Annotated in this window: 18 protein-coding genes; 9 read left to right on the top strand and 9 right to left on the bottom strand. The window is 70.0% G+C overall.

Annotation, left to right across the window (positions count from 1 at the left end):
• Positions 1-122: 122 nt before the first annotated feature.
• Positions 123-626 carry a DUF7122 family protein gene (locus ACSG06_RS13755; RefSeq protein ID WP_440990852.1) on the bottom strand — a complete coding sequence of 168 codons (504 nt, stop codon included), beginning with the start codon at positions 624-626 and terminating at the stop codon, positions 123-125.
• Positions 623-1,549, bottom strand: coding sequence for an RsmB/NOP family class I SAM-dependent RNA methyltransferase (locus ACSG06_RS13750; RefSeq protein WP_440990851.1), 927 nt, complete (start codon positions 1,547-1,549; stop codon positions 623-625). The genes ACSG06_RS13755 and ACSG06_RS13750 overlap by 4 nt, the downstream gene beginning before the upstream one ends.
• A 108-nt stretch (positions 1,550-1,657) precedes the next feature.
• On the opposite strand from ACSG06_RS13750, the gene ACSG06_RS13745 reads away from it, so the two are divergent.
• The 4 genes from ACSG06_RS13745 to ACSG06_RS13730 all read left to right on the top strand — a co-directional run bounded on the left by ACSG06_RS13745 (position 1,658) and on the right by ACSG06_RS13730 (position 6,364).
• Complete coding sequence (locus tag ACSG06_RS13745) at positions 1,658-2,395, top strand: proteasome assembly chaperone family protein (protein ID WP_440990850.1); 738 nt, start codon at positions 1,658-1,660, stop codon at positions 2,393-2,395.
• A 75-nt stretch (positions 2,396-2,470) separates the two neighbouring features.
• Entirely contained in the window at positions 2,471-3,592 is a 1,122-nt protein-coding gene (locus ACSG06_RS13740; RefSeq protein ID WP_440990849.1) for a pyridoxal phosphate-dependent aminotransferase, read from the top strand.
• A gap of 107 nt (positions 3,593-3,699) precedes the next feature.
• Positions 3,700-5,406, top strand: a complete 1,707-nt coding sequence (locus tag ACSG06_RS13735; RefSeq protein WP_440990848.1) for a QarA family quorum-sensing-associated regulator — start codon at positions 3,700-3,702, stop codon at positions 5,404-5,406.
• 106 nt (positions 5,407-5,512) lie between these two features.
• Positions 5,513-6,364, top strand: coding sequence for a UbiA family prenyltransferase (locus ACSG06_RS13730; RefSeq protein WP_440990847.1), 852 nt, complete (start codon positions 5,513-5,515; stop codon positions 6,362-6,364).
• 21 nt (positions 6,365-6,385) lie between these two features.
• On the opposite strand, the gene ACSG06_RS13725 is transcribed toward ACSG06_RS13730, so the two are convergent.
• Positions 6,386-7,048, bottom strand: a complete 663-nt coding sequence (locus tag ACSG06_RS13725) for a DUF7978 family protein (RefSeq protein ID WP_440990846.1) — start codon at positions 7,046-7,048, stop codon at positions 6,386-6,388.
• A 225-nt stretch (positions 7,049-7,273) separates the two neighbouring features.
• The gene (locus ACSG06_RS13720) at positions 7,274-8,455 is read right to left on the bottom strand and encodes a redox-regulated ATPase YchF (RefSeq protein ID WP_440990845.1); all 1,182 of its coding nucleotides are present in this window, start codon (positions 8,453-8,455) and stop codon (positions 7,274-7,276) included.
• 166 nt (positions 8,456-8,621) lie between these two features.
• Between ACSG06_RS13720 and ACSG06_RS13715 the strand changes: the two genes are divergently transcribed.
• Positions 8,622-9,152: a hypothetical protein gene (locus tag ACSG06_RS13715; protein WP_440990844.1), complete on the top strand. Its 531-nt coding sequence runs from the start codon at positions 8,622-8,624 to the stop codon at positions 9,150-9,152.
• A gap of 57 nt (positions 9,153-9,209) precedes the next feature.
• Here the strand turns inward: ACSG06_RS13715 and ACSG06_RS13710 are convergent, their stop codons facing one another.
• On the bottom strand, positions 9,210-10,064 hold the full coding sequence (locus tag ACSG06_RS13710) for a polymer-forming cytoskeletal protein (RefSeq protein ID WP_440990843.1): 855 nt from the start codon (positions 10,062-10,064) through the stop codon (positions 9,210-9,212).
• A 103-nt stretch (positions 10,065-10,167) separates the two neighbouring features.
• On the opposite strand from ACSG06_RS13710, the gene ACSG06_RS13705 reads away from it, so the two are divergent.
• Both ACSG06_RS13705 and ACSG06_RS13700 read left to right on the top strand, forming a co-directional pair.
• Positions 10,168-10,362: a DUF5800 family protein gene (locus tag ACSG06_RS13705; protein ID WP_440990842.1), complete on the top strand. Its 195-nt coding sequence runs from the start codon at positions 10,168-10,170 to the stop codon at positions 10,360-10,362.
• Between the two features lie 105 nt (positions 10,363-10,467).
• Positions 10,468-10,713 carry a UPF0058 family protein gene (locus tag ACSG06_RS13700; RefSeq protein WP_440990841.1) on the top strand — a complete coding sequence of 82 codons (246 nt, stop codon included), beginning with the start codon at positions 10,468-10,470 and terminating at the stop codon, positions 10,711-10,713.
• Between the two features lie 73 nt (positions 10,714-10,786).
• Here the strand turns inward: ACSG06_RS13700 and ACSG06_RS13695 are convergent, their stop codons facing one another.
• Together ACSG06_RS13695 and ACSG06_RS13690 are read right to left on the bottom strand one after the other, a co-directional pair.
• A complete protein-coding gene (locus tag ACSG06_RS13695) occupies positions 10,787-12,028 on the bottom strand; it encodes a glycosyltransferase family 87 protein (RefSeq protein ID WP_440990840.1) in 1,242 nt (413 codons plus the stop codon).
• 1 nt (position 12,029) lies between these two features.
• Complete coding sequence (locus ACSG06_RS13690) at positions 12,030-12,605, bottom strand: DUF7097 family protein (RefSeq protein WP_440990839.1); 576 nt, start codon at positions 12,603-12,605, stop codon at positions 12,030-12,032.
• A gap of 113 nt (positions 12,606-12,718) precedes the next feature.
• Between ACSG06_RS13690 and ACSG06_RS13685 the strand changes: the two genes are divergently transcribed.
• Together ACSG06_RS13685 and ACSG06_RS13680 are read left to right on the top strand one after the other, a co-directional pair.
• Positions 12,719-13,864 carry an XdhC family protein gene (locus tag ACSG06_RS13685; RefSeq protein ID WP_440990838.1) on the top strand — a complete coding sequence of 382 codons (1,146 nt, stop codon included), beginning with the start codon at positions 12,719-12,721 and terminating at the stop codon, positions 13,862-13,864.
• A 120-nt stretch (positions 13,865-13,984) separates the two neighbouring features.
• Positions 13,985-14,986, top strand: a complete 1,002-nt coding sequence (locus tag ACSG06_RS13680; RefSeq protein WP_440991431.1) for an alcohol dehydrogenase catalytic domain-containing protein — start codon at positions 13,985-13,987, stop codon at positions 14,984-14,986.
• 9 nt (positions 14,987-14,995) lie between these two features.
• On the opposite strand, the gene ACSG06_RS13675 is transcribed toward ACSG06_RS13680, so the two are convergent.
• A complete protein-coding gene (locus ACSG06_RS13675; protein WP_440990837.1) occupies positions 14,996-15,610 on the bottom strand; it encodes a nucleotidyltransferase family protein in 615 nt (204 codons plus the stop codon).
• A 9-nt stretch (positions 15,611-15,619) separates the two neighbouring features.
• Positions 15,620-17,044, bottom strand: coding sequence for a dihydroorotase (locus ACSG06_RS13670; RefSeq protein ID WP_440990836.1), 1,425 nt, complete (start codon positions 17,042-17,044; stop codon positions 15,620-15,622).
• Positions 17,045-17,129 lie beyond the last annotated feature (85 nt).

The following is a 17,129-nucleotide window of genomic DNA, read 5'->3' as shown; positions in this document are numbered from 1 at the left end:
GGCGACACGGTGTCTCGCGCGACGGTGTGTCACACGACCGCCTCGGCCGTCGCGCGTCGCGTGGTCAGGTCACGCCGCGTCTGGCCGCGGCTTCCGGTAAAAAGGGTGGTCGGTTGGTCGACTCAGACCGACCGCTGCCGGCCCTTCGGGACCGTCGACTTCAGCTCGCCGTAGACGTAGAGCCCGACGCCGATGGGCTCGCGCTCGCCGGCGATCTCGTGGGCGGCGATGACGTAGCCCCAGTCGCCGTCGTAGGGGATCTCCTGATCCTCGCCGGCGACGAAGCGTTCGGCCTGCTCCTCGGTGAGGTCGAACACGTTCTTCGAGGCGAGCCGGCCGAACCGCTGGACGGCGTCGGTCGTCGGCTTCCAGTGCTCCTGTCGCGTTCGGAGGAACGTCATCCCGAGACCCTCCACCGAGATGGGGCTGGGTGCGTCGCCCGCGAAGATCCAGATCTTGCCCGCGCCCTTCTCCCAGAACGTGTGGTCGTCGAACGTCTCCGGCGGGATGTCGAACCGGTTCGCCCACCAGTCGAGGACCTCCGCGCGGGTGGCCCGGCCCTCGACCTCGCGCTCGTCCTCGGTGGCGGGGAGGCGGTCGAACCGCTGGCCGTCGTTCTCGCTCATGCCCCCACCTCCAGCTTCGCGGTGAAGAAGCCGCCCGTGTCGTTCTGGTGCGGATAGACGCGCTTCGCCTTCCGCACCTGCGGGTCGAACTCGTCGTCGCGCCACTCGGTGAGACCGTCGTCGTGGTCGAGCGCGAGATCGTAGTCGACGAGACGGCAGTCCTCTTTCTGGAGGACGTGGTCGAGGACGGCCTCGTTCTCCTCGGGCGCGAACGTGCAGGTCGAGTAGACGACGTGGCCGCCGTCGCGGGTGACCTGGATGGCGCGCCGGAGGATGCCCTTCTGGACGCCCGCGATGCCGGCCACGTGGTCCTCGCTCCAGCCGTCGAGCGCGTCCGGGTTCTTCCGGATGGTCCCCTCGCAGGAGCAGGGGGCGTCGACGAGCACGCGGTCGAACTGCGGCCCCTCGCGCTCGCCTTCCTCGGCGAACGGTTTCAGCGAGAAGTTCCGGGCGTCGCGGTTCGTGACCGCGACGTTGGTGACGCCGAGGCGCTCGCAGTTGAACCGCAGTGCAGAGAGCCGCCCGAGGTTGTTGTCGTTCGCGACGAGCGTTCCCTCGTCCTCCATCTCGGCGGCGATCTGGGTCGCCTTGCTCCCCGGGGCGGCGCAGGCGTCGAGGACGCGCTCGCCAGGCTCCGGTGCGAGCACCGTCGCCGGGATGGCCGACACCTCCTCCTGCCCGTGGACCCAGCCGTGGAAGCTCGGCCACGTGGCGCCGGGGGTGTCCGTCTCGACGCGCATCACGTGGGGGTGCCAGCCGGCGCGTTCGTAGCCGACGCCGGCCTCGTCGAACGCGCGCTCGACCTGCTCTGTCGTCGTCTTCAGCGTGTTCACGCGGACCGCCATCGGGAGCGAGCGACGACAGGCGTCGATGAACGCCTCGAAGTCGTCGACGACGTCCCGGTACCGCTCGAATGGCTCCATTTGCCGCGGTTTCGCGGGGGAGCGGTTTGTCGGTTTCGAAGGGCCGGCATCGGGACGACCCCGTGACGGGGGCGAGCTTTTACCTCGCGTCGGTGTGTCGGTTCGACTATGGGACACATCCAGCAGCACGCGGAGATGGACGTCGACGGTTCGATGCTCGTCGAGGGGATGCCCGGCGTCGGTCTCGTCGGGAAGATCGCGACGGACCACCTCGTCGAGGAGTTCGACATGGAGCTGTACGGGACGGTCCACTGCGACAGCCTCGCGCCCATCGGAGTCTACCACGAGGGCGAACGAGGGATCCTCCCGCCGGTCCGGATCTACGCCGCGCCGGACGAGGACCTCGTCGCCCTCCAGAGCGACGTCCCCGTGAACTCGGCCGCAGTCGCCGAGTTCGCGGACTGCCTCGTCGGCTGGCTCGAGGACGAGAACGTCACGCCCATCTTCCTCAGCGGGCTCCCGGCCGAGAAGTCGGGTGTCCCCGAGCTGTTCGGCATCGCGACGGGTGACGCGGGCGGCCTCCTCGACGAACTCGACATCGACCTGCCACCGGAGAACGGCGTCGTCAGCGGACCGACCGGCGCGTTCCTCAACGAGGCCGGCGAGGTCGGCCTCGACGGCGTCGGCCTCGTCGTCCAGTCCAACGAGCGCTTCCCCGACCCGGAGGCTGCCCGGGTCCTCATCGAGCACGGGATCGGTCCGCTGACCGACATCGAGGTCGACATCTCCGAGCTGGTCGACCACGCCGAGGAGATCCGCAAGCAGAAGGAGCAGCTCGCCGAGAAGATGCGCGAGGCGAAGGAGGAGGAGAGCTCGAAGGCACAGCCGCTCCGGATGTACCAGTAACGCAGTCCGAACCGGTGTGGTTCGATACCAAGAGCCACATCAAGAGTTATCCGCAATCGCCCCGCTGGTTGGTGTATGACCGAGTTCTCGAACCGGGTCGAACGGGTCAGTATCAGTGGCATCCGCGAGGTATTCGAGGCGGCCGGCGAGGACGCCATCAACCTCGGCCTCGGACAGCCCGACTTCCCGACGCCCGAGCACGCGCGCTCGGCCGCAGTCGAGGCCATCCAGGAGGGCAAGACCGACGCCTACACCTCGAACAAGGGCACGGAGTCGCTCCGCGAGGCGATCTCGGCGAAGTTCGAGCGCGACCGCGGCCTCGCGGTCGACCCCGAGGACATCATCGCGACGGCCGGCGGGTCGGAGGCGCTGCACCTCGTCATGGAGGCCCACGTCGACCAGGGCGACGAGGTCATCTACCCGGACCCCGGCTTCGTCGCCTACGAGGCGCTCACCCACGTGGCGGGCGGCGAGCCGAAACCGGTCCCGCTGCGGGAGGACCTCACGCTCGACCCGGCGACGGTCGAGGAGCACATCACCGACGACACGGCTGCGTTCATCGTCAACAGCCCCGGCAACCCGACCGGTGCGGTGCAGTCCGAGGCGGACATGCGCGAGTTCGCCCGCATCGCCGAGGAGCACGACGTGCTCTGTGTCTCCGACGAGGTGTACGAGCACATCGTCTTCGACGGTGAACACCACTCGCCGATGGAGTTCACCGACTCGGGCAACGTTGTCGTCGTCTCCGCCTGCTCGAAGACGTACTCGATGACGGGCTGGCGGCTCGGCTGGGTCGCCGGCTCCAACGACCGCATCGAGCGCATGCTCCGCGTCCACCAGTACGTGCAGGCCTGTGCCTCAGCCCCGGCGCAGTACGCCGCCGAGGGGGCCATCGACGGGCCGCAGGACGTCGTCGACGAGATGGTCGCCACGTTCGAGGAGCGGCGCGACCTCGTCGTCGACGGTCTCACCGACATGGGGCTGGAGGTTCCCGAGCCGAAGGGCGCGTTCTACGTCATGCCGAAGGTGCCCGATGGCTGGGTCGACGAGGTGCTCGACCGCGGCGTCGTCGTCGTCCCCGGCGAGGCGTTCGGCGACCACGGCGCGGGCTACGCCCGCCTCTCCTACGCCACCAGCACCGAGGAGCTGGAGGAGGCCCTCGACGTGATGCGGGAGGCGACGAAGGCGGTCCGCTGAGACCGCAGACGGCCAAGGTAGTTCGGGTATCGACGGCGGCGACGGACCACGAAGCCAAACTGTTTAGGTCCGACTCCATTTCCTCGTCCGTCGCGTACGCATCGCCAATGGCAACGAATCTGTCGCGGGACGCCAAGGTCGGTAGCTCCCGGCCCACGGTGCTCGTCGTGGACGACGACGAGGATCTCGCGGACACGTGTCGATACTGGCTGGAGGACGACGATTACCGTGTCAGGACCGCCTACAGCGGTGAGGACGCACTGGATGCCGTCGACGACGAGGTCGACCTCGTCCTGCTCGACCGTCGGATGCCCCGCAAGTCCGGCGACGAGACGCTCGAGGTCTTCCGCGAGGAGGGCTACGAGTTCCCGGTGGCGATGATGACGGCCGTCGCCCCCGACACCGACATCGTCGACATGGCGTTCGACGAGTACCTCGTGAAGCCGGTGGACCGCGACGACGTGGTCGATACCGCCGACGAGCTGCTCGCACGCTCTGACTTCTCCGAGGAGGTCCGCGAGTACTTCGCGCTGGAGGCGACCGAGACGGCGCTCTCGACCCGCGAACGCGAGGCCCTCCGCGACGAGGACGAACTGGTCGAGCTACAGAGCGAGCTCGACGAGACGTACGACGCCAACGAGGAGGCCATCGCCCAGCGAGAACAGCAGCTCGAACGCCTGACGAACGTCAACCGGGTCATCCGGCGCGTTGACCGTGCACTCGTCGACGCCGACACACGGGACGCCATCGACGACGCCGTCTGCGAGGCCGTCGTCGGGACCGAGCCGTACCGCGCCGCACTGGTCGCCGAGTACACCGACCACAGCAGGGGCGTCCGGCTGCGGAAGGCCACCGGTTCGGTCGGCGAGACACCCGACATCGCGGGCAGCGAACTCGCCGACGGCATCGAGTCCGCGGTGGACGACCGCGAGATCAAGCTCCTGACCGACCTCGACGTGGACGTGGGCGGGTTCGCGGACGGCGTCGCACTCGTCACACCGCTCTCCTACCGGGAGAAGTCCTACGGTGCGCTCGTCGTCGGGACGAGGACCGACCACACCGTCAGCGACCACGAGCTCGACGTCTTCGCCGAGCTCGGTGCGCGCATCGGCAACGGTATCACGGCCGTCGAGCAGCGGCGGCTGCTGCTCGCGGACACCGTCGCGGAGCTGGAGTTCCGCCACAGCGACCGGTCGGACCCGCTCGTCCGCATCGCCGCGGAGACCGGCGGCGACCTCTCGCTGCGGGGGATCGCCTCGAACGACGACTCCGGACTGACCTGCTTCGTCGACCTCGTCGGGGGTGAGGGCGAGGACGCACTCGAGCTCGCGGCCGAGTTCGAGGGCATCGAGAACGCCCGTCTCGTCGCCGACGGCGAGGAGTCCCTGTTCGAGCTCACGGTGACCGAGGCCGCCATCGAGACGCTCTCGGCCGTCGGCGCCACCGTCCGGTCCTTCGAGGTCATCGACGGCGAGGGGAGCGTGGTCATCCAGGCGGCACCCGACGCGGACCTGAAGGCCATCGCGAGCGCCGTCCAGACGGCGTACGACGACACGGACCTGGTCTCCAAGCGAGAGGTCGAGCGCTCCGTCCAGTCGACCGAGTCGTTCCGGCAGGGGCTCAGCGACCGCCTGACGGAGCGGCAGCGCGCCGCTCTGGAGACGGCGTTCTCTGCTGGGTACTACGAGTGGCCCCGCGACTCGACCGCCGAGGAGGTCGCCGAGGCGATGGACATCGCCGCACCGACGCTCCACGAGCACCTGCGGGCCGCCGAGCGCAAGCTGCTCGAGTCGTTCGTCGACGAGACGGTCTGAACGGCGTCGACCCGTCTGCCGTCTCGACTCCCGCTCTCTCACGTGCACTCCGGCAGTCCCGTCGGCCACCCGCGGAGTTATTGGCATCCGTGACGAACGATAGCACATGACGTTCTCCCGGCACGGCTCCGGAGTCGTCGCCGACGCCCGCGCGCTCTCCTCGCAGGTCCATCCCGTGTTCATGCTCCCGCCGCTGGCGGCCTCCTGGTTCGGGAGCGTCCTCGCCGGGGAGTTCGACGTGGTCCTCGGCGCGGTCCACATGGTCGCCGTCTTCCTCGCGGTCTACACCGCTCACGTGAAGGACGGCTACGTCGACTTCTACGTGCGCGACGAGGACGACGACCACCCCCTGACCGAGCGCGGCTGTCGCATCGCACTCGGACTCGCCACCGCGGGCTTCTTCGCGTGCCTCGCCGCGCTCTGGCTGCTCGTCGACCCCGTCGCCGCGCTCGTGACGCTGCCCTGCTGGCTCATCGCCTACCACCACGCCCCCCAGCTCGACACGAACCCCGTGACCGCCACGACGGGCTACCCGCTCGGCATCGCGGTCGCCATCGTCGGCGGCTACTACGTCCAGACCGCCGGCTTCGCGGCCGTCCCGGTCGCATTCGCCGTCGTGTTCCTCGTCCTGCTCTCGGGCGTGAAGGTCATCGACGACGCGAAGGACTACGAGTACGACCGTTCCATCCGCAAGCGAACCGTCGCCGTCGTCGTCGGTCGTGAACGCGCACGGACCGTCGCCTTCGGCCTGATGGCGGTCGGGCTCGCCGCCGTACTCGCGTTCGCCGCCGTCAGCGTGTTCCCGCCCTCGGCAGCCGCCGCCGTCCTCGTGTTCGTCCCGGTGGCCGCGTTCGCCCGGCGCGGCACCGACGAGCTGGCGACGATGCTGCTCGTGCGCGGCTGCTACCTGTTCCTCGCGGTGCTGCTGGTCGCGGTGTACTACCAGCCGCTGTCGTGAGTCCGGGGGCGGCCCGTCTGCTCACTGCCGACCGCGCTGGCGCTCCCGGCGCTGCTGGCTCGGTCGGGTCCACGGCGCGCGCCGCCCGAGTACCGCACCGAGCGGGCCGAAGACGGTCGGATACGCCAGCGCGGCGAGCCCGATGGCCAGCCACGGGTTCGGGCCGACCTCCCGCCCGGCGGGCACCTCGATGACCGGCGGTGCCGGCTCGATGGACGCGACGATGAGGAACACCGCCGCGACGAAGCAGTAGCCGACCGCGACGGCCGCCCCCGCCCGGAGCCAACTGGTGTTCTTCGGGCGTCGCTTGGCCGTCCGGTAGCCCGCCACGACCAGCAGTGCCGGCGGCAGCAGGAACAACCCGTAGAGCAGCGGTTCCTCGGCCGCGAGCAGGAGCAACGTGTTCCCGCCGCCCGCGACGACCGAGAACGCTTCGAGTGCGACCCCTTCGGTCGGCACCAGGTGGGCGTTGTAGTACACCCACGCCGAGACGCGCCAGCGCCCGAGCGCCGACGCCGCCAGGCCCGCCTCCCCGGCGAAGCGGCCCCGCAGCAGGAAGAAGAACAGCCCGACGCCGACGAGGAAGGCGAGGCCACCGACGGCACCACCGCGGAGCCAGAGGAACAGCGTCGCCACCGAGTCGACCTCGGTGTCGCGGGCGAGGCGTTCGTCTCGACGGGACATTCATGATCTGTAGCGGGTGACGCCGCTTGAGTGTACTGTTTCCCCCCTCAGCCGTCGGTTCGCCAGCCGCGCGCCGACATCGGTCGAGCCGGCTGGCGCGCGACTCCACTCGACCCCCAGGGGCTCGTCTGCCATTCACGGTCTCAGCGGGTCCACGAGCAGCGGAGCGTCTGTGCTGTTCGAGCCTCACGCGACACCGAACGGCGCGACCGCCGAGGACAGGAACTACTTCGCGGTCGAGACGATCTTCACGACGTCGCCCTCCTCCAGTTCGTAGGAATCGGAGATCTCCCGCGAGCTCCGAGCATCCACCGCATGCAGATACCCGTCACCGATGTCGCTGTGGACCGCGTACGCCAGATCCACGGGCGTCGACCCGCGCGGCAGCAGGAAGGCGTCGGGCAGCACGTTCCCCGACGCATCTGTCCACTTCGAGGCGTCCTGCACGGGATACGCCGTCACGTGGTCGAGCAGGTCGTACACCGCGAAATCGAGCGCGGCCTGCACGCCGGTCCCGCCGTACTCGGTCATGGTGTCTCGCAGACCCTCGAGGAGGTCGCGCTGGGCGTCCGACACCTCGCCGAGGATGGCGAAGGAGTCGTCGCCGGGGTCGTAATCGACGGCACCGGCCTCGCTTCCCTTCCGGAGCGCGAGCTCGCCCTGTGCGGTCGCGGGGATGACGGGCTTGTCGAGGTCGAGCAGGCGCTCGACGTTCTCGGCGGGTGCGACGTCGGCCTTGTTGGCGACGACGACGATGGGTTTCGTCCGCTGGCGCACGTCGCGGGCGAGGGCCTCGCGGTCCTCGTCGGTCCAGGCCATCGGGTCCGAGGGGTAGTCCAGCCCGCGGAGCACCGCCTGCACGTCTGCCTGGCTCGCGCCGAACCCCGTGAGCATGTCTGCGAGCGCCTCGTCGAGGTCGAAATCGGGGGACCGGGACTTGCGCTCGACGGACTCCCAGTTGCGGTCGACGATGCCGGCCAGCCAGAGGTCCATCTCCTCCTCGATGAAGTCCACGTCGTCGAGGGGGTCGTGGCTGCCGGGCTCGACGGGCTCGCCCTTCTCGTCGGTCGCGCCGGAGGCGTCGACGACGTTGATGATGACGTCCGCGTTCGTCAGCTCGTCGAGGAACTGGTTGCCCAGCCCCTTCCCCTCGTGCGCGCCGGGGACGAGGCCGGCGACGTCGAGCAGCTCGACGGGGACGTAGCGCTTGCCGTCGTGGCAGTTGTCGTTCCCGCAGCGCTCGGCGCGGTCGAGACAGGGGCAGTCGGTGCGGACGTGGGTGACGCCCCGGTTCGCGTCGATGGTCGTGAAGGGATAGTTGGCCACGTCGACCTCCGCCCGCGTCGCCGCCGAGTAGAACGTGGACTTGCCCGCGTTGGGCTTGCCCGCCAGCGCGATAGAGAGCATACCGGTCGGCTACTCGCGCCGGGGGAAACTGCCTTTCGGTCGGTGAGACGGACTCACATCAGACCCATGATAGTACGAGACAGGTTGGCACGGACCGAGAGACCGCAACACGAAGCGTCGACAAGCCGAAACGTCCTAAACCCCCAACCGTCGAATAGTTGTACGTATGAAACGACGCGACCTCCTCGCCGCGACCACGGCGACGCTGTCGACGCTCGGTCTCGCCGGCTGTGTCTCCACCCTCGGCACGGGCGGGCCCGCCGGCCAGCCGACCGACCCGACCGAGACCGAGACGACACGCACCGACCCGCGCGCCGCCCCCGAACTGAGCATGGCCATCGAGACCGTCGAGGAGACCTGGCGGAAGGTCGTCCACATGGACGGCGACGAGGTCACCTCCGGCGCGACCGCCTCCGTCGAGGTCCGCGTCGACGGGGAGCGCGTCCCGGTCGTCCCCGACGCCACGTCGACCAGCAGCTTCGCCGGCACGGCCACGCTCGACGAGCGCGAGACGTTCGCCTACTGGGTCGCCGACGAGGACCAGGTGGGCGAGGGTCAGGCCGCCGCCGTCGACTACCCGATCTCCGTCGGGAACAAGGTCTTCTTCGAGGCAGAGGCCGGCCAGACCGTCACCGTCGTCTGGAACGGCGAGTTCGTCGAGCCCGAGGTGCTGCTGGAGACGACCATCGACGAGTAAGCCGCGCTTTCTGAGTCCCCATCTCGATACCCTCGCGTCCGGAAAACAGCGACCGCGCTACTCCACGTCGCGCCGCGCGATGCCCTGCATCGTGATGTTGCCACGGGCGCGCATCGTCCCGTCGACCTCGGCACCCTTCGAGAGCTCCAGGTCCGAGCAGGAGACGTCGCCGAGGACGAGCGCGCCGGGGGCGATGCGGACCTCGCCCTTGCGGGTGGTCACGTCGCCGTGGACGCGGGTGCCCTCGCCGATGTAGATGTCGTGCTTCGCGCGCAGGCTGCCGAAGATGTTGCAGTCCTCGCCGACCGCGATGGACTCGGCGCGGATGTTGCCGTGGAGCCGGCACTCGTCGCCGATGGACGCCGGCGTCGAGACCCGCCAGGCGTCGTCGCTCACCGTCGCGCCGCGCGGGACGATGAGGGGCGCCTCCTCGGGGTCCTCCTCGTCGGCCAGCTCGTTCACGAGATTCTGTGCTGCCTCCTCCTCCCCGAGCAACATCAGCTGCTTGAGGTAGACGAACAGGAAGACGATGGTCGGCATCGGGTTCCGGATGACGATCCAGCCGTTGGCCTCGAAGCCGTCCTCGATGTCCACGTCGTCGCCGACGTCGAGGTCGCCCGAGACCATGAGCTGGCCGCCGATGTGGGTCCGCTCGCCGATGAACGCGTCGCGCCCGACGAGGACGTTCCCGGCCACGTCGGACCACATGTCGAGACGGCAGTCCGCCTCTGCTTCGACGCCACCGCCGATGCGGACCCCCTCGCCCGCGAGGACGTTCCGTCCCCGGATGCCGAACTCGACGGTCGACCGACCGCCCATGAGCACGTCGCCGTCGGTCACGAGGTCGTGCTCCTCCACCGTCGTCCCGTCGGGAATGGAGAGTTCGTCGAGTGGGTCCGTACTCAGCGACACACAGCCATATCGGCTCTACTGGCTCTTAAACCCCGTGTCCGCGTCTGACGGGCGTCAGACGCGCTTCTGTGGGTTTTTAACCGAGCGCCACCACCGTCCGAACATGACGACCCTCTCGTTCGACGACGACGGCTGCGACGTGGTGTACGAAGGCACCGAGTTCCGACTGGAACGCGCGCTCATCGAGGAGGCCACCCAGAAGGACTACCGCGACGTCACCGACCACGAGGTGCTCCAGATGGTCGAGGAGAGCCCCGACCTGCGCGGCGAACCCCGCCGCATCGGCGACATCATCTGAGCTTTCCACCGGACATCCCGACGAACAACCCCCTTACAATCCAAGGATTCCGGCAGCGAACGATGCCACACTTTTACACGGTTCGGTGGGCTATACGGTCTCGCGATGCGCAAACAGGAACTCCTCCACCTACACCAGCTGTTGAGCCTGGTGCGGCGGAATCTTGAGACGGAGGAGTCGGTTCCACCGGACGCGTTCGCCGCCTACGACGCCCTCGGTGTCGGGCCGAACGCGTGCAATCGGAACAAACGAGACCACGAAGTCGCCATCCACCGCCTGCTCGCCGGCATCGAGACCGTCATCGAGGCGCGTACCGGAGACGACCGCGCGGACCCGCCGCTCGTGCACTAGTCCGTCGCCGTCTTCCCCATCACCGTCTACCCCCTCGAGCCGTGGCTGTCCTCATGCGCTCCCGTGGCTGTCCTCATGCGCTCCCGTGGCTGCCGTCCTCGGCAGCGTGCTCGGGTGCAGCGTCGACCGCCAGGTGGAGCCCCACGCAGGCCACGAGACAGCACAGCAGCCCGTACGTCGCCGGCGCGGCGAGCGTCAGCACCGGCTGGAGCACGTCCGACAGCAGATCCCCGACCAGCGGCACCGCACCCGCCGCCGCGACGAACTCCCCACCGGCGTACACCGTCGTCGACAGCGCCGCGCCGACGAGGAACAGCTGCCGGAACCGGCCCGCCGGGAACAGGTACAGCAGCGCGAACAGCGGGAACAGCAGGAGGCCGACGTACACCTGGTACGACGGGAAGCCGAGCAGCATCGCGACGAGCGTGGCGAACCACGCCGTGAGCCGCCGGTCGGGCGTCGAGACGTCCCGGTAGCAGACCGCAAGCGCGGGCAGCAGCACGGCGGCGGCGAAGCCGTACCGGGCCAGGCTCCCCGCGCCGACCAGATGCGAGCCAGCCCGGTGCAGGGTGAGGTACGTCTCGGTCGGTGCGAGCCCACCCGCGAACACCCCGACGCCGGTTCGCTCCGACAGGGCGACCTCGACGTACGTCGCGGCTAGGTCCGGCCCGAACAGCACCGCCCCGAGCAGGTGCAGGCCGAGGCCGACGGCGACCGCCGCGCCGACCCCGCGCCAGGCCCGCCGGCGGAGGAGCCACGCCCCGACGACCACCGGGAACAGCTTCAGGAACGCCGGCAGCGCCAGTGTCGCACCCGCGAGCTCCTCCCGGTCGCGTTCCAGCGCGACGAACCCGACCGCCAGGGCCAGCGCCAGGAACACGTTCACCTGCGAGAAGTACAGCGACGCGCCCCGGTAGCCCGACACCGTGCAGGCCACCGCGAGCAGCGCCACGTCGGTTCGCGCGAGGTCGATGCCCCGCTCGCGGAGGTAACGGACGAGTACCCACGCGAGTGCCAACCCAGCCGCGACGTTCAGCGCCGAGAACGCCACGAGCGCGACCGACCCGGGCACGACTGCGAACGGGACGAAGGCCAGGACGGCGACGGGTGGGTAGAGGAACGTGAGCGTCGGGGCACGGTCCGGCGAGACCTCGTAGACCGGCCCGCCCGAGAGCCACGCTTCGGCCGCCACGCGGTACACCGCGAGGTCGAGCCCGAGGTCACCGGGGCGCTTCAGCCAGAGCGAGCCGAGCATGATGCAGCCGACGACGACCGCCGCCAGCAGCACCAGCCGCGGGGGCGTGCGCCGGTCCATCTCAGTGCCCGCCACCGTCGCCGCGCCCTGATCGCCCCCGTTCGTCGTCCGCCGACCGCCGCTCCCGCGCCGTGTCGAACGACAGCTCGCGCTGCTCCCGGCTCCGGCGCTCCTCGCGGGCGGCCATGGCCTCCGGGTCCGGGTTCACGTCGTCCGTCACCCGGGCCCACGAGTTGTGCACCTTCGCGTGACACCACCGGCAGAGGTAGACCGTGATCTCGTGGCTCACCTCCCGCCCCGCGTCGGCGTAGGAGAGGTGGTGCTCCTCCAGCAGCGGCCGCTCGTCCGGGTCGAGCTGCATCGGCTTGGCCGCCAGCCCACAGCGCGCACACTCCCGGTCCGTCGCGGTCGCCCGGAAGTGCGGGCAGTCGCCCCAGTCCCAGTCTGCGTCCGTCTCGTCGCTGACGACCGGGCAGGCGAACTCGTCGGCCCGGCGCTCACGGGCGAACTCGGGGTCGTGCTGCGGGTGCTCGAACGCGTACCGGCAGGTGCCCTCGCCCGTGAGGTGGTCGCAGAGCGTGGCGTGCTCGTACGGGTCGTCCACCCCCACGGAGGTCCCCGTCGGCGTCTTCTCCATCGGGAGTGGGTTGGGCGGTGTGGGATTTGAAACGTCGGGTTGGCCGACGGCGTGCCCCCGCCCCCGCCCCCGCCGGGAAAACGGCTAAACCGCCTCGACTGCTAGAGGTTACCATGCACGAGAACACGGCAGACCCCTGGAGTGCGACGGCACTCGACGTCCAGCGGCGGCTGTCGGCGCTCCGCGACTCCGGCGAGCAGGGCGCGGTGGCGACGGTGGTCGGCGTCGAGGGCTCGGCGTACCGCCGGCCGGGGGCGAAGATGGTACTGACACCCGAGGGCGACCACCTCGGCGGCATCACCGCGGGCTGTCTGGAGGGGCCGGTCGTCGACCTCGGGAACCGCGTCTTCGAGACGGGCGAGCCGGTCATCGAGACGTTCGACCTGATGGACGACGACGAGTGGGGCCTCGGGCTGGGCTGCAACGGCGTCATCGACGTGCTGGTCGAGCCGGTCGACGACGCCTGGGACCCGGTGCTCGCGGCGCTCGACGACGGCGAGAGCGTCGCCACGGTCACCGCCGTCGGCGGCGACGCCCCGCTCGGTGCGCGCGCCGTCGTCGAGACGGACGGCACGGTCACCGCGCCGTCGGACCGGCCGGGCCTGCCGGACGCGGTCGTCGAGGCCATCCGCGACGAGGCGGTCGACTGCGCAACGACGGGCACCTGGATCGCCCGCACCGTCACGACCGACGCGGGCGACGTGACGGTGTTCGTCGACGGCGTCGAGCCGGCGCCGGAGATGCTCATCTTCGGCGGTCAGCCCGACACCGGACCGGTGTCGAACCTCGCCCGGCACGTCGGCTTCGCGGTGACCGTCGCGACCGCCCGCGGCGGCCACGCCGACCCGGAGCGGTTCCCCGCCGCCGACGAGGTGGTGTCGCTCCGGCCCGCGAACCTGGACGAACACGCCGACGAACGGACCGCCGTGGTGCTGATGAGCCACAACAAGCTCGACGACGAGCTCGCGCTCGCCTCGGTGCTGGAGAGCGACGCCCCGTACGTGGGGCTGATGGGCCCTCGCGAGCGCTTCGAGCAAATCCGCGAGGAGCTCGCCGGTGACGGCGTCGAGTTCACCGAGGACCAGCTGGCCAGGGTCGCCACGCCCGTCGGCCTCGACGTCGGCGGCGGCGAGCCCGTCCAGATCGCCCTCAGCATCGTCAGCGAGGCGCTCGCGGTGCTGAACGGCAGGGAGGGCGGCCGGCTCCGCGACCGCGAGGGGGCCATCCACGGCGAGCGGGAGATCATCGTCGACGACTGAACTGTCGGACTTTCTACAGAATCTCGCGTCCGGAACAACTGACGTTGCTGCGGCCGTAACGTGGGAGCGATGACCAGCGACGCGTCCACGGACGAGACCAGCGAGTTCGCCGGCGAGACGATGCGCGCGATGCAGGTGACCGACGCAGGCGAGTTCGAGCTCGTCGAACGACCGCTCCCAGAACCGGCCCCCGACGAGGTCCGCATCGCGGTCGCGGCCTGCGGCGTCTGTCGCGGCGACGGCCACGTCTGCGAGGGCGGCACCGAGCACGTCGACTACCCCAGAGTTCCGGGCCACGAGTTCGTCGGCCGAATCGACGCCGTCGGCGACCGGGTCACGGACTGGTCGGTCGGCGACCGCGTCGGCGTCGGCTGGCACGGCGGCCACTGCTTCGCCTGCGAGCCCTGTCGCGAGGGCGAGTTCGTTCTCTGTGCGAACAAGCCCGTGACGGGAATGGACCGCGACGGCGGCTACGCCGAGTACGCCACCGCCAGAGCGGAGGCCCTCGCCGCCATCCCAGAGGAGCCCGACGCCGCGACGACCGCGCCGCTGCTCTGTGCCGGGCTGACCTCGTTCAACGCACTCCGGAACGCCGACGTCCGCCCGGGCGACCGCGTCGCCGTCGTCGGCATCGGCGGGCTCGGGCACCTCGCGCTCCAGTACGCCAACGAGGCCGGCTTCGAGACGGTCGCGGTCTCCCGGGGGACCGAGAAGCGCGAGACAGCGCTCGAACTCGGGGCGGCGCACTACGTCGACAGCGAGGCGCGGGACCCCGGCGAGGCACTCACCGAGCTGGGCGGCGCGGACCTCGTGTTCTCGACCGCACCCGCGAGCGAGCCCATCGCCGCCGCGATCGACGGCCTCGGCCCGAACGGCGAGCTCCTCACGGTCGGCATCCCCGACGAGCCGGTCCCCGTCGAGGTCGGCAGCCTCACGTCGACGCGGGGTAGCTTCTCGGGCTGGGCGTCGGGCACCCCCAGCGACGCCGAGGACACCGTCGCCTTCGGCGCGCGCCGGGGCATCGAGACGACCGTCGAGACGTTCGCCCTCGCCGACGCCGAGGCCGCCTACCGCGCGATGGACGCCGGCGACGTGCGCTACCGGGCGGTCGTCGTGCCGTAGCAGGGGGAGTCACTCCTCACAGCTGGCGGCCAGCTCGCGCAGGTCGTCCTCGGTGTCCACGTCGAGGTGGATGCCGGGGTCGTCGACGGCCACGCGCTCGACGGGATGGCTGTCGAACAGCGCCCGGCCGCCGGTGTCGCCCGACACGTCCTGGAGCGCGTCGAAGTGCCGCGCACCGAAGAGGACTGGATTGCCGCGCTGGCCATCGAACGTCGGGACGACGATGTTCGCGTCGGCGTCCCGGCCACGGTTGCGGTACGCCGAGACCAGCGCGTCGACGGTTCCGGGGTCCACACAGGGCATGTCGCCGAGGGCGAAGACGGCCGCGCCGGCGCTCCGTTCCGCGACGGCGCGGGCTCCGCGGGCAACCGTCGTCGCCTGCCCGTCGGCGTAGTCGGGGTTGTGGACCGTCTCGATCTCGTCGGGGAGCGCCGCCGCCACCCGGTCCCGTTCGTCGCCCAGGACCGCGACGACGCCGTCGAGCTCCGCATCGAGCAGCGTCCGCGCGGCGTGGCGAACCAGCGGCTCGCCGTCGAGTTCGGCCAGCAGCTTCTTGCCGTCGCCGAAGCGCGAGCCCGTGCCCGCCGCGAGGAGGACGCCGACGACGGGCCGGTCGGTGGGCACGCTACGGCCTCACTCCAGTTCGACGCCGCTGTCGCCGCGGGACAGGTAGTTCCGGCCGCCGGGCTCGACCTGCAGCTCGTCGTCCTCGACGACGACCTCGCCGCCGACGACCGTGTGGGTCGGGAGGCCGGTCAGCTCCATCCCGTGCATCGTGGAGTAGCGCGGCTCCATCGTGTGGTAGAAGTCGTCGTCGACGACCTTCGACTTCTCCATGTCGACGATGACCATGTCTGCGTCGCTGCCCTCGGCGAGCGCGCCCTTCCGCGGGTAGAGGCCCCAGCGCTTCGCGTTGTTCTCGGCGCAGACCTCGACGAGGCGCTCCATGCTGATGCGGTTCCGGTTGACGCCCTCGCTCATCATCACCGGCAGGAAGTACTCGATGCCGTTGTTGTCGCCGGGGATGGCGTCCCAGATGTCGCCGTGCTTGCCGGTGTCCTTCTCCTTGAACGCGATCTTGTGCGGGCAGTGGTCGGTCCCCATGTACTCGACGGTGCCCTCCCGGAGCCCCTGCCAGAGACGGTCCTTGCTCCACTCGCCCCGGAGCGGGGGCGAGATCTTCCCCCACACACCCAGCTCTTCCTCGTCCTTCGTGTGGGTGAGGAACGCCGGCAGCGTCTCCGCGTGGAGGTTCACGCCCCGCTCCTGGAAGCGCTTGCAGATGTCGACGCCCTCGCCCGTGGACATGTGGACGATGTACGCCCGGGAGTCGGTCAGCTCGGTCAGGTGTCCGATCTGCTCGATCTGCGTGAACTCGCAGATGTTCGGTGCCGACTCCGACCACGCGGGGAGGTCGTTGCGCCCCTCCTCCTGCAACTCCCGACGGCGCTCGTAGGCGATGTCCTCGTTCTCGGCGTGGAACATCACGACGCCCCCCGGGATGTCGGCCACCTGCGACAGCAGGTTGTACACCCGGCCCGCGTCGGAGTGTTCGATGCCCAGCTCGGGCGAGGCGTGCTTGTACCAGTTGAAGAATATCTTGAAGGACCGGATGCCCGCCTCGGCGAGCCCGTCTATCTCCTCGAAGTGGTGGTCCTTGTGGATGATGGCGTGGTACGCGAAGTCGATGTACGAGTTCTCCGCGCCGGCCTCCCGGAAGAACTCCATGTCGGGCAGGTAGGGCTCGGGCTGGAGCAGGAAGTTCACGACGGTCGTGACACCGCCGTGGACCGCGCCCCGTGTCTCCGTCTCGAAGTCGTGCTCGAGGCCCTCGTGGTACTCGAACTCGTAGCGGGACAGCCCCCAGTGGACGTGCGGGTCGATGAAGCCGGGGATGAGGTAGTTCCCCTCGGCGTCGATCGTCCGGTCCGCGTCGGGGAGCGAGGCATCGCCGCCGACAGCCGTTATCGTGCCGTCCGTCGACGCGACGCCGCCGTGGATGGTCCCCGAGGGCGTCACGACGCGAGCGTTGTGGATGCAGAGATCTGCGCGTGCCATGGTACCAAAAGACAAAACCGGGGGACTTAGAGCTATCCCAGGGCTCGGGCCCTCGCGGATCGTCGGGCGGGTCGGACCGTCGGTA

Source organism: Haloarchaeobius baliensis (assembly GCF_052060055.1).
In the GTDB taxonomy this organism is placed as follows: domain Archaea; phylum Halobacteriota; class Halobacteria; order Halobacteriales; family Natrialbaceae; genus Haloarchaeobius; species Haloarchaeobius baliensis.
This window is presented reverse-complemented; position numbering and strand designations above follow the sequence as displayed.

Excerpts from the sequence above, each read along its gene's own strand:
- ACSG06_RS13730 (WP_440990847.1), top strand. The coding sequence starts at position 5,513 with ATGACGTTCTCCCGGCACGGCTCCGGAGTCGTCGCCGACGCCCGCGCG.
- ACSG06_RS13745 (WP_440990850.1), top strand. The coding sequence starts at position 1,658 with ATGGGACACATCCAGCAGCACGCGGAGATGGACGTCGACGGTTCGATG.
- ACSG06_RS13670 (WP_440990836.1), bottom strand. The coding sequence starts at position 17,044 with ATGGCACGCGCAGATCTCTGCATCCACAACGCTCGCGTCGTGACGCCC.
- ACSG06_RS13700 (WP_440990841.1), top strand. The coding sequence starts at position 10,468 with ATGCGCAAACAGGAACTCCTCCACCTACACCAGCTGTTGAGCCTGGTG.
- ACSG06_RS13740 (WP_440990849.1), top strand. The coding sequence starts at position 2,471 with ATGACCGAGTTCTCGAACCGGGTCGAACGGGTCAGTATCAGTGGCATC.
- ACSG06_RS13695 (WP_440990840.1), bottom strand. The coding sequence starts at position 12,028 with ATGGACCGGCGCACGCCCCCGCGGCTGGTGCTGCTGGCGGCGGTCGTC.
- ACSG06_RS13705 (WP_440990842.1), top strand. The coding sequence starts at position 10,168 with ATGACGACCCTCTCGTTCGACGACGACGGCTGCGACGTGGTGTACGAA.
- ACSG06_RS13735 (WP_440990848.1), top strand. The coding sequence starts at position 3,700 with ATGGCAACGAATCTGTCGCGGGACGCCAAGGTCGGTAGCTCCCGGCCC.
- ACSG06_RS13685 (WP_440990838.1), top strand. The coding sequence starts at position 12,719 with ATGCACGAGAACACGGCAGACCCCTGGAGTGCGACGGCACTCGACGTC.
- ACSG06_RS13720 (WP_440990845.1), bottom strand. The coding sequence starts at position 8,455 with ATGCTCTCTATCGCGCTGGCGGGCAAGCCCAACGCGGGCAAGTCCACG.
- ACSG06_RS13725 (WP_440990846.1), bottom strand. The coding sequence starts at position 7,048 with ATGTCCCGTCGAGACGAACGCCTCGCCCGCGACACCGAGGTCGACTCG.
- ACSG06_RS13750 (WP_440990851.1), bottom strand. The coding sequence starts at position 1,549 with ATGGAGCCATTCGAGCGGTACCGGGACGTCGTCGACGACTTCGAGGCG.
- ACSG06_RS13680 (WP_440991431.1), top strand. The coding sequence starts at position 13,985 with ATGCGCGCGATGCAGGTGACCGACGCAGGCGAGTTCGAGCTCGTCGAA.
- ACSG06_RS13690 (WP_440990839.1), bottom strand. The coding sequence starts at position 12,605 with ATGGAGAAGACGCCGACGGGGACCTCCGTGGGGGTGGACGACCCGTAC.
- ACSG06_RS13755 (WP_440990852.1), bottom strand. The coding sequence starts at position 626 with ATGAGCGAGAACGACGGCCAGCGGTTCGACCGCCTCCCCGCCACCGAG.
- ACSG06_RS13715 (WP_440990844.1), top strand. The coding sequence starts at position 8,622 with ATGAAACGACGCGACCTCCTCGCCGCGACCACGGCGACGCTGTCGACG.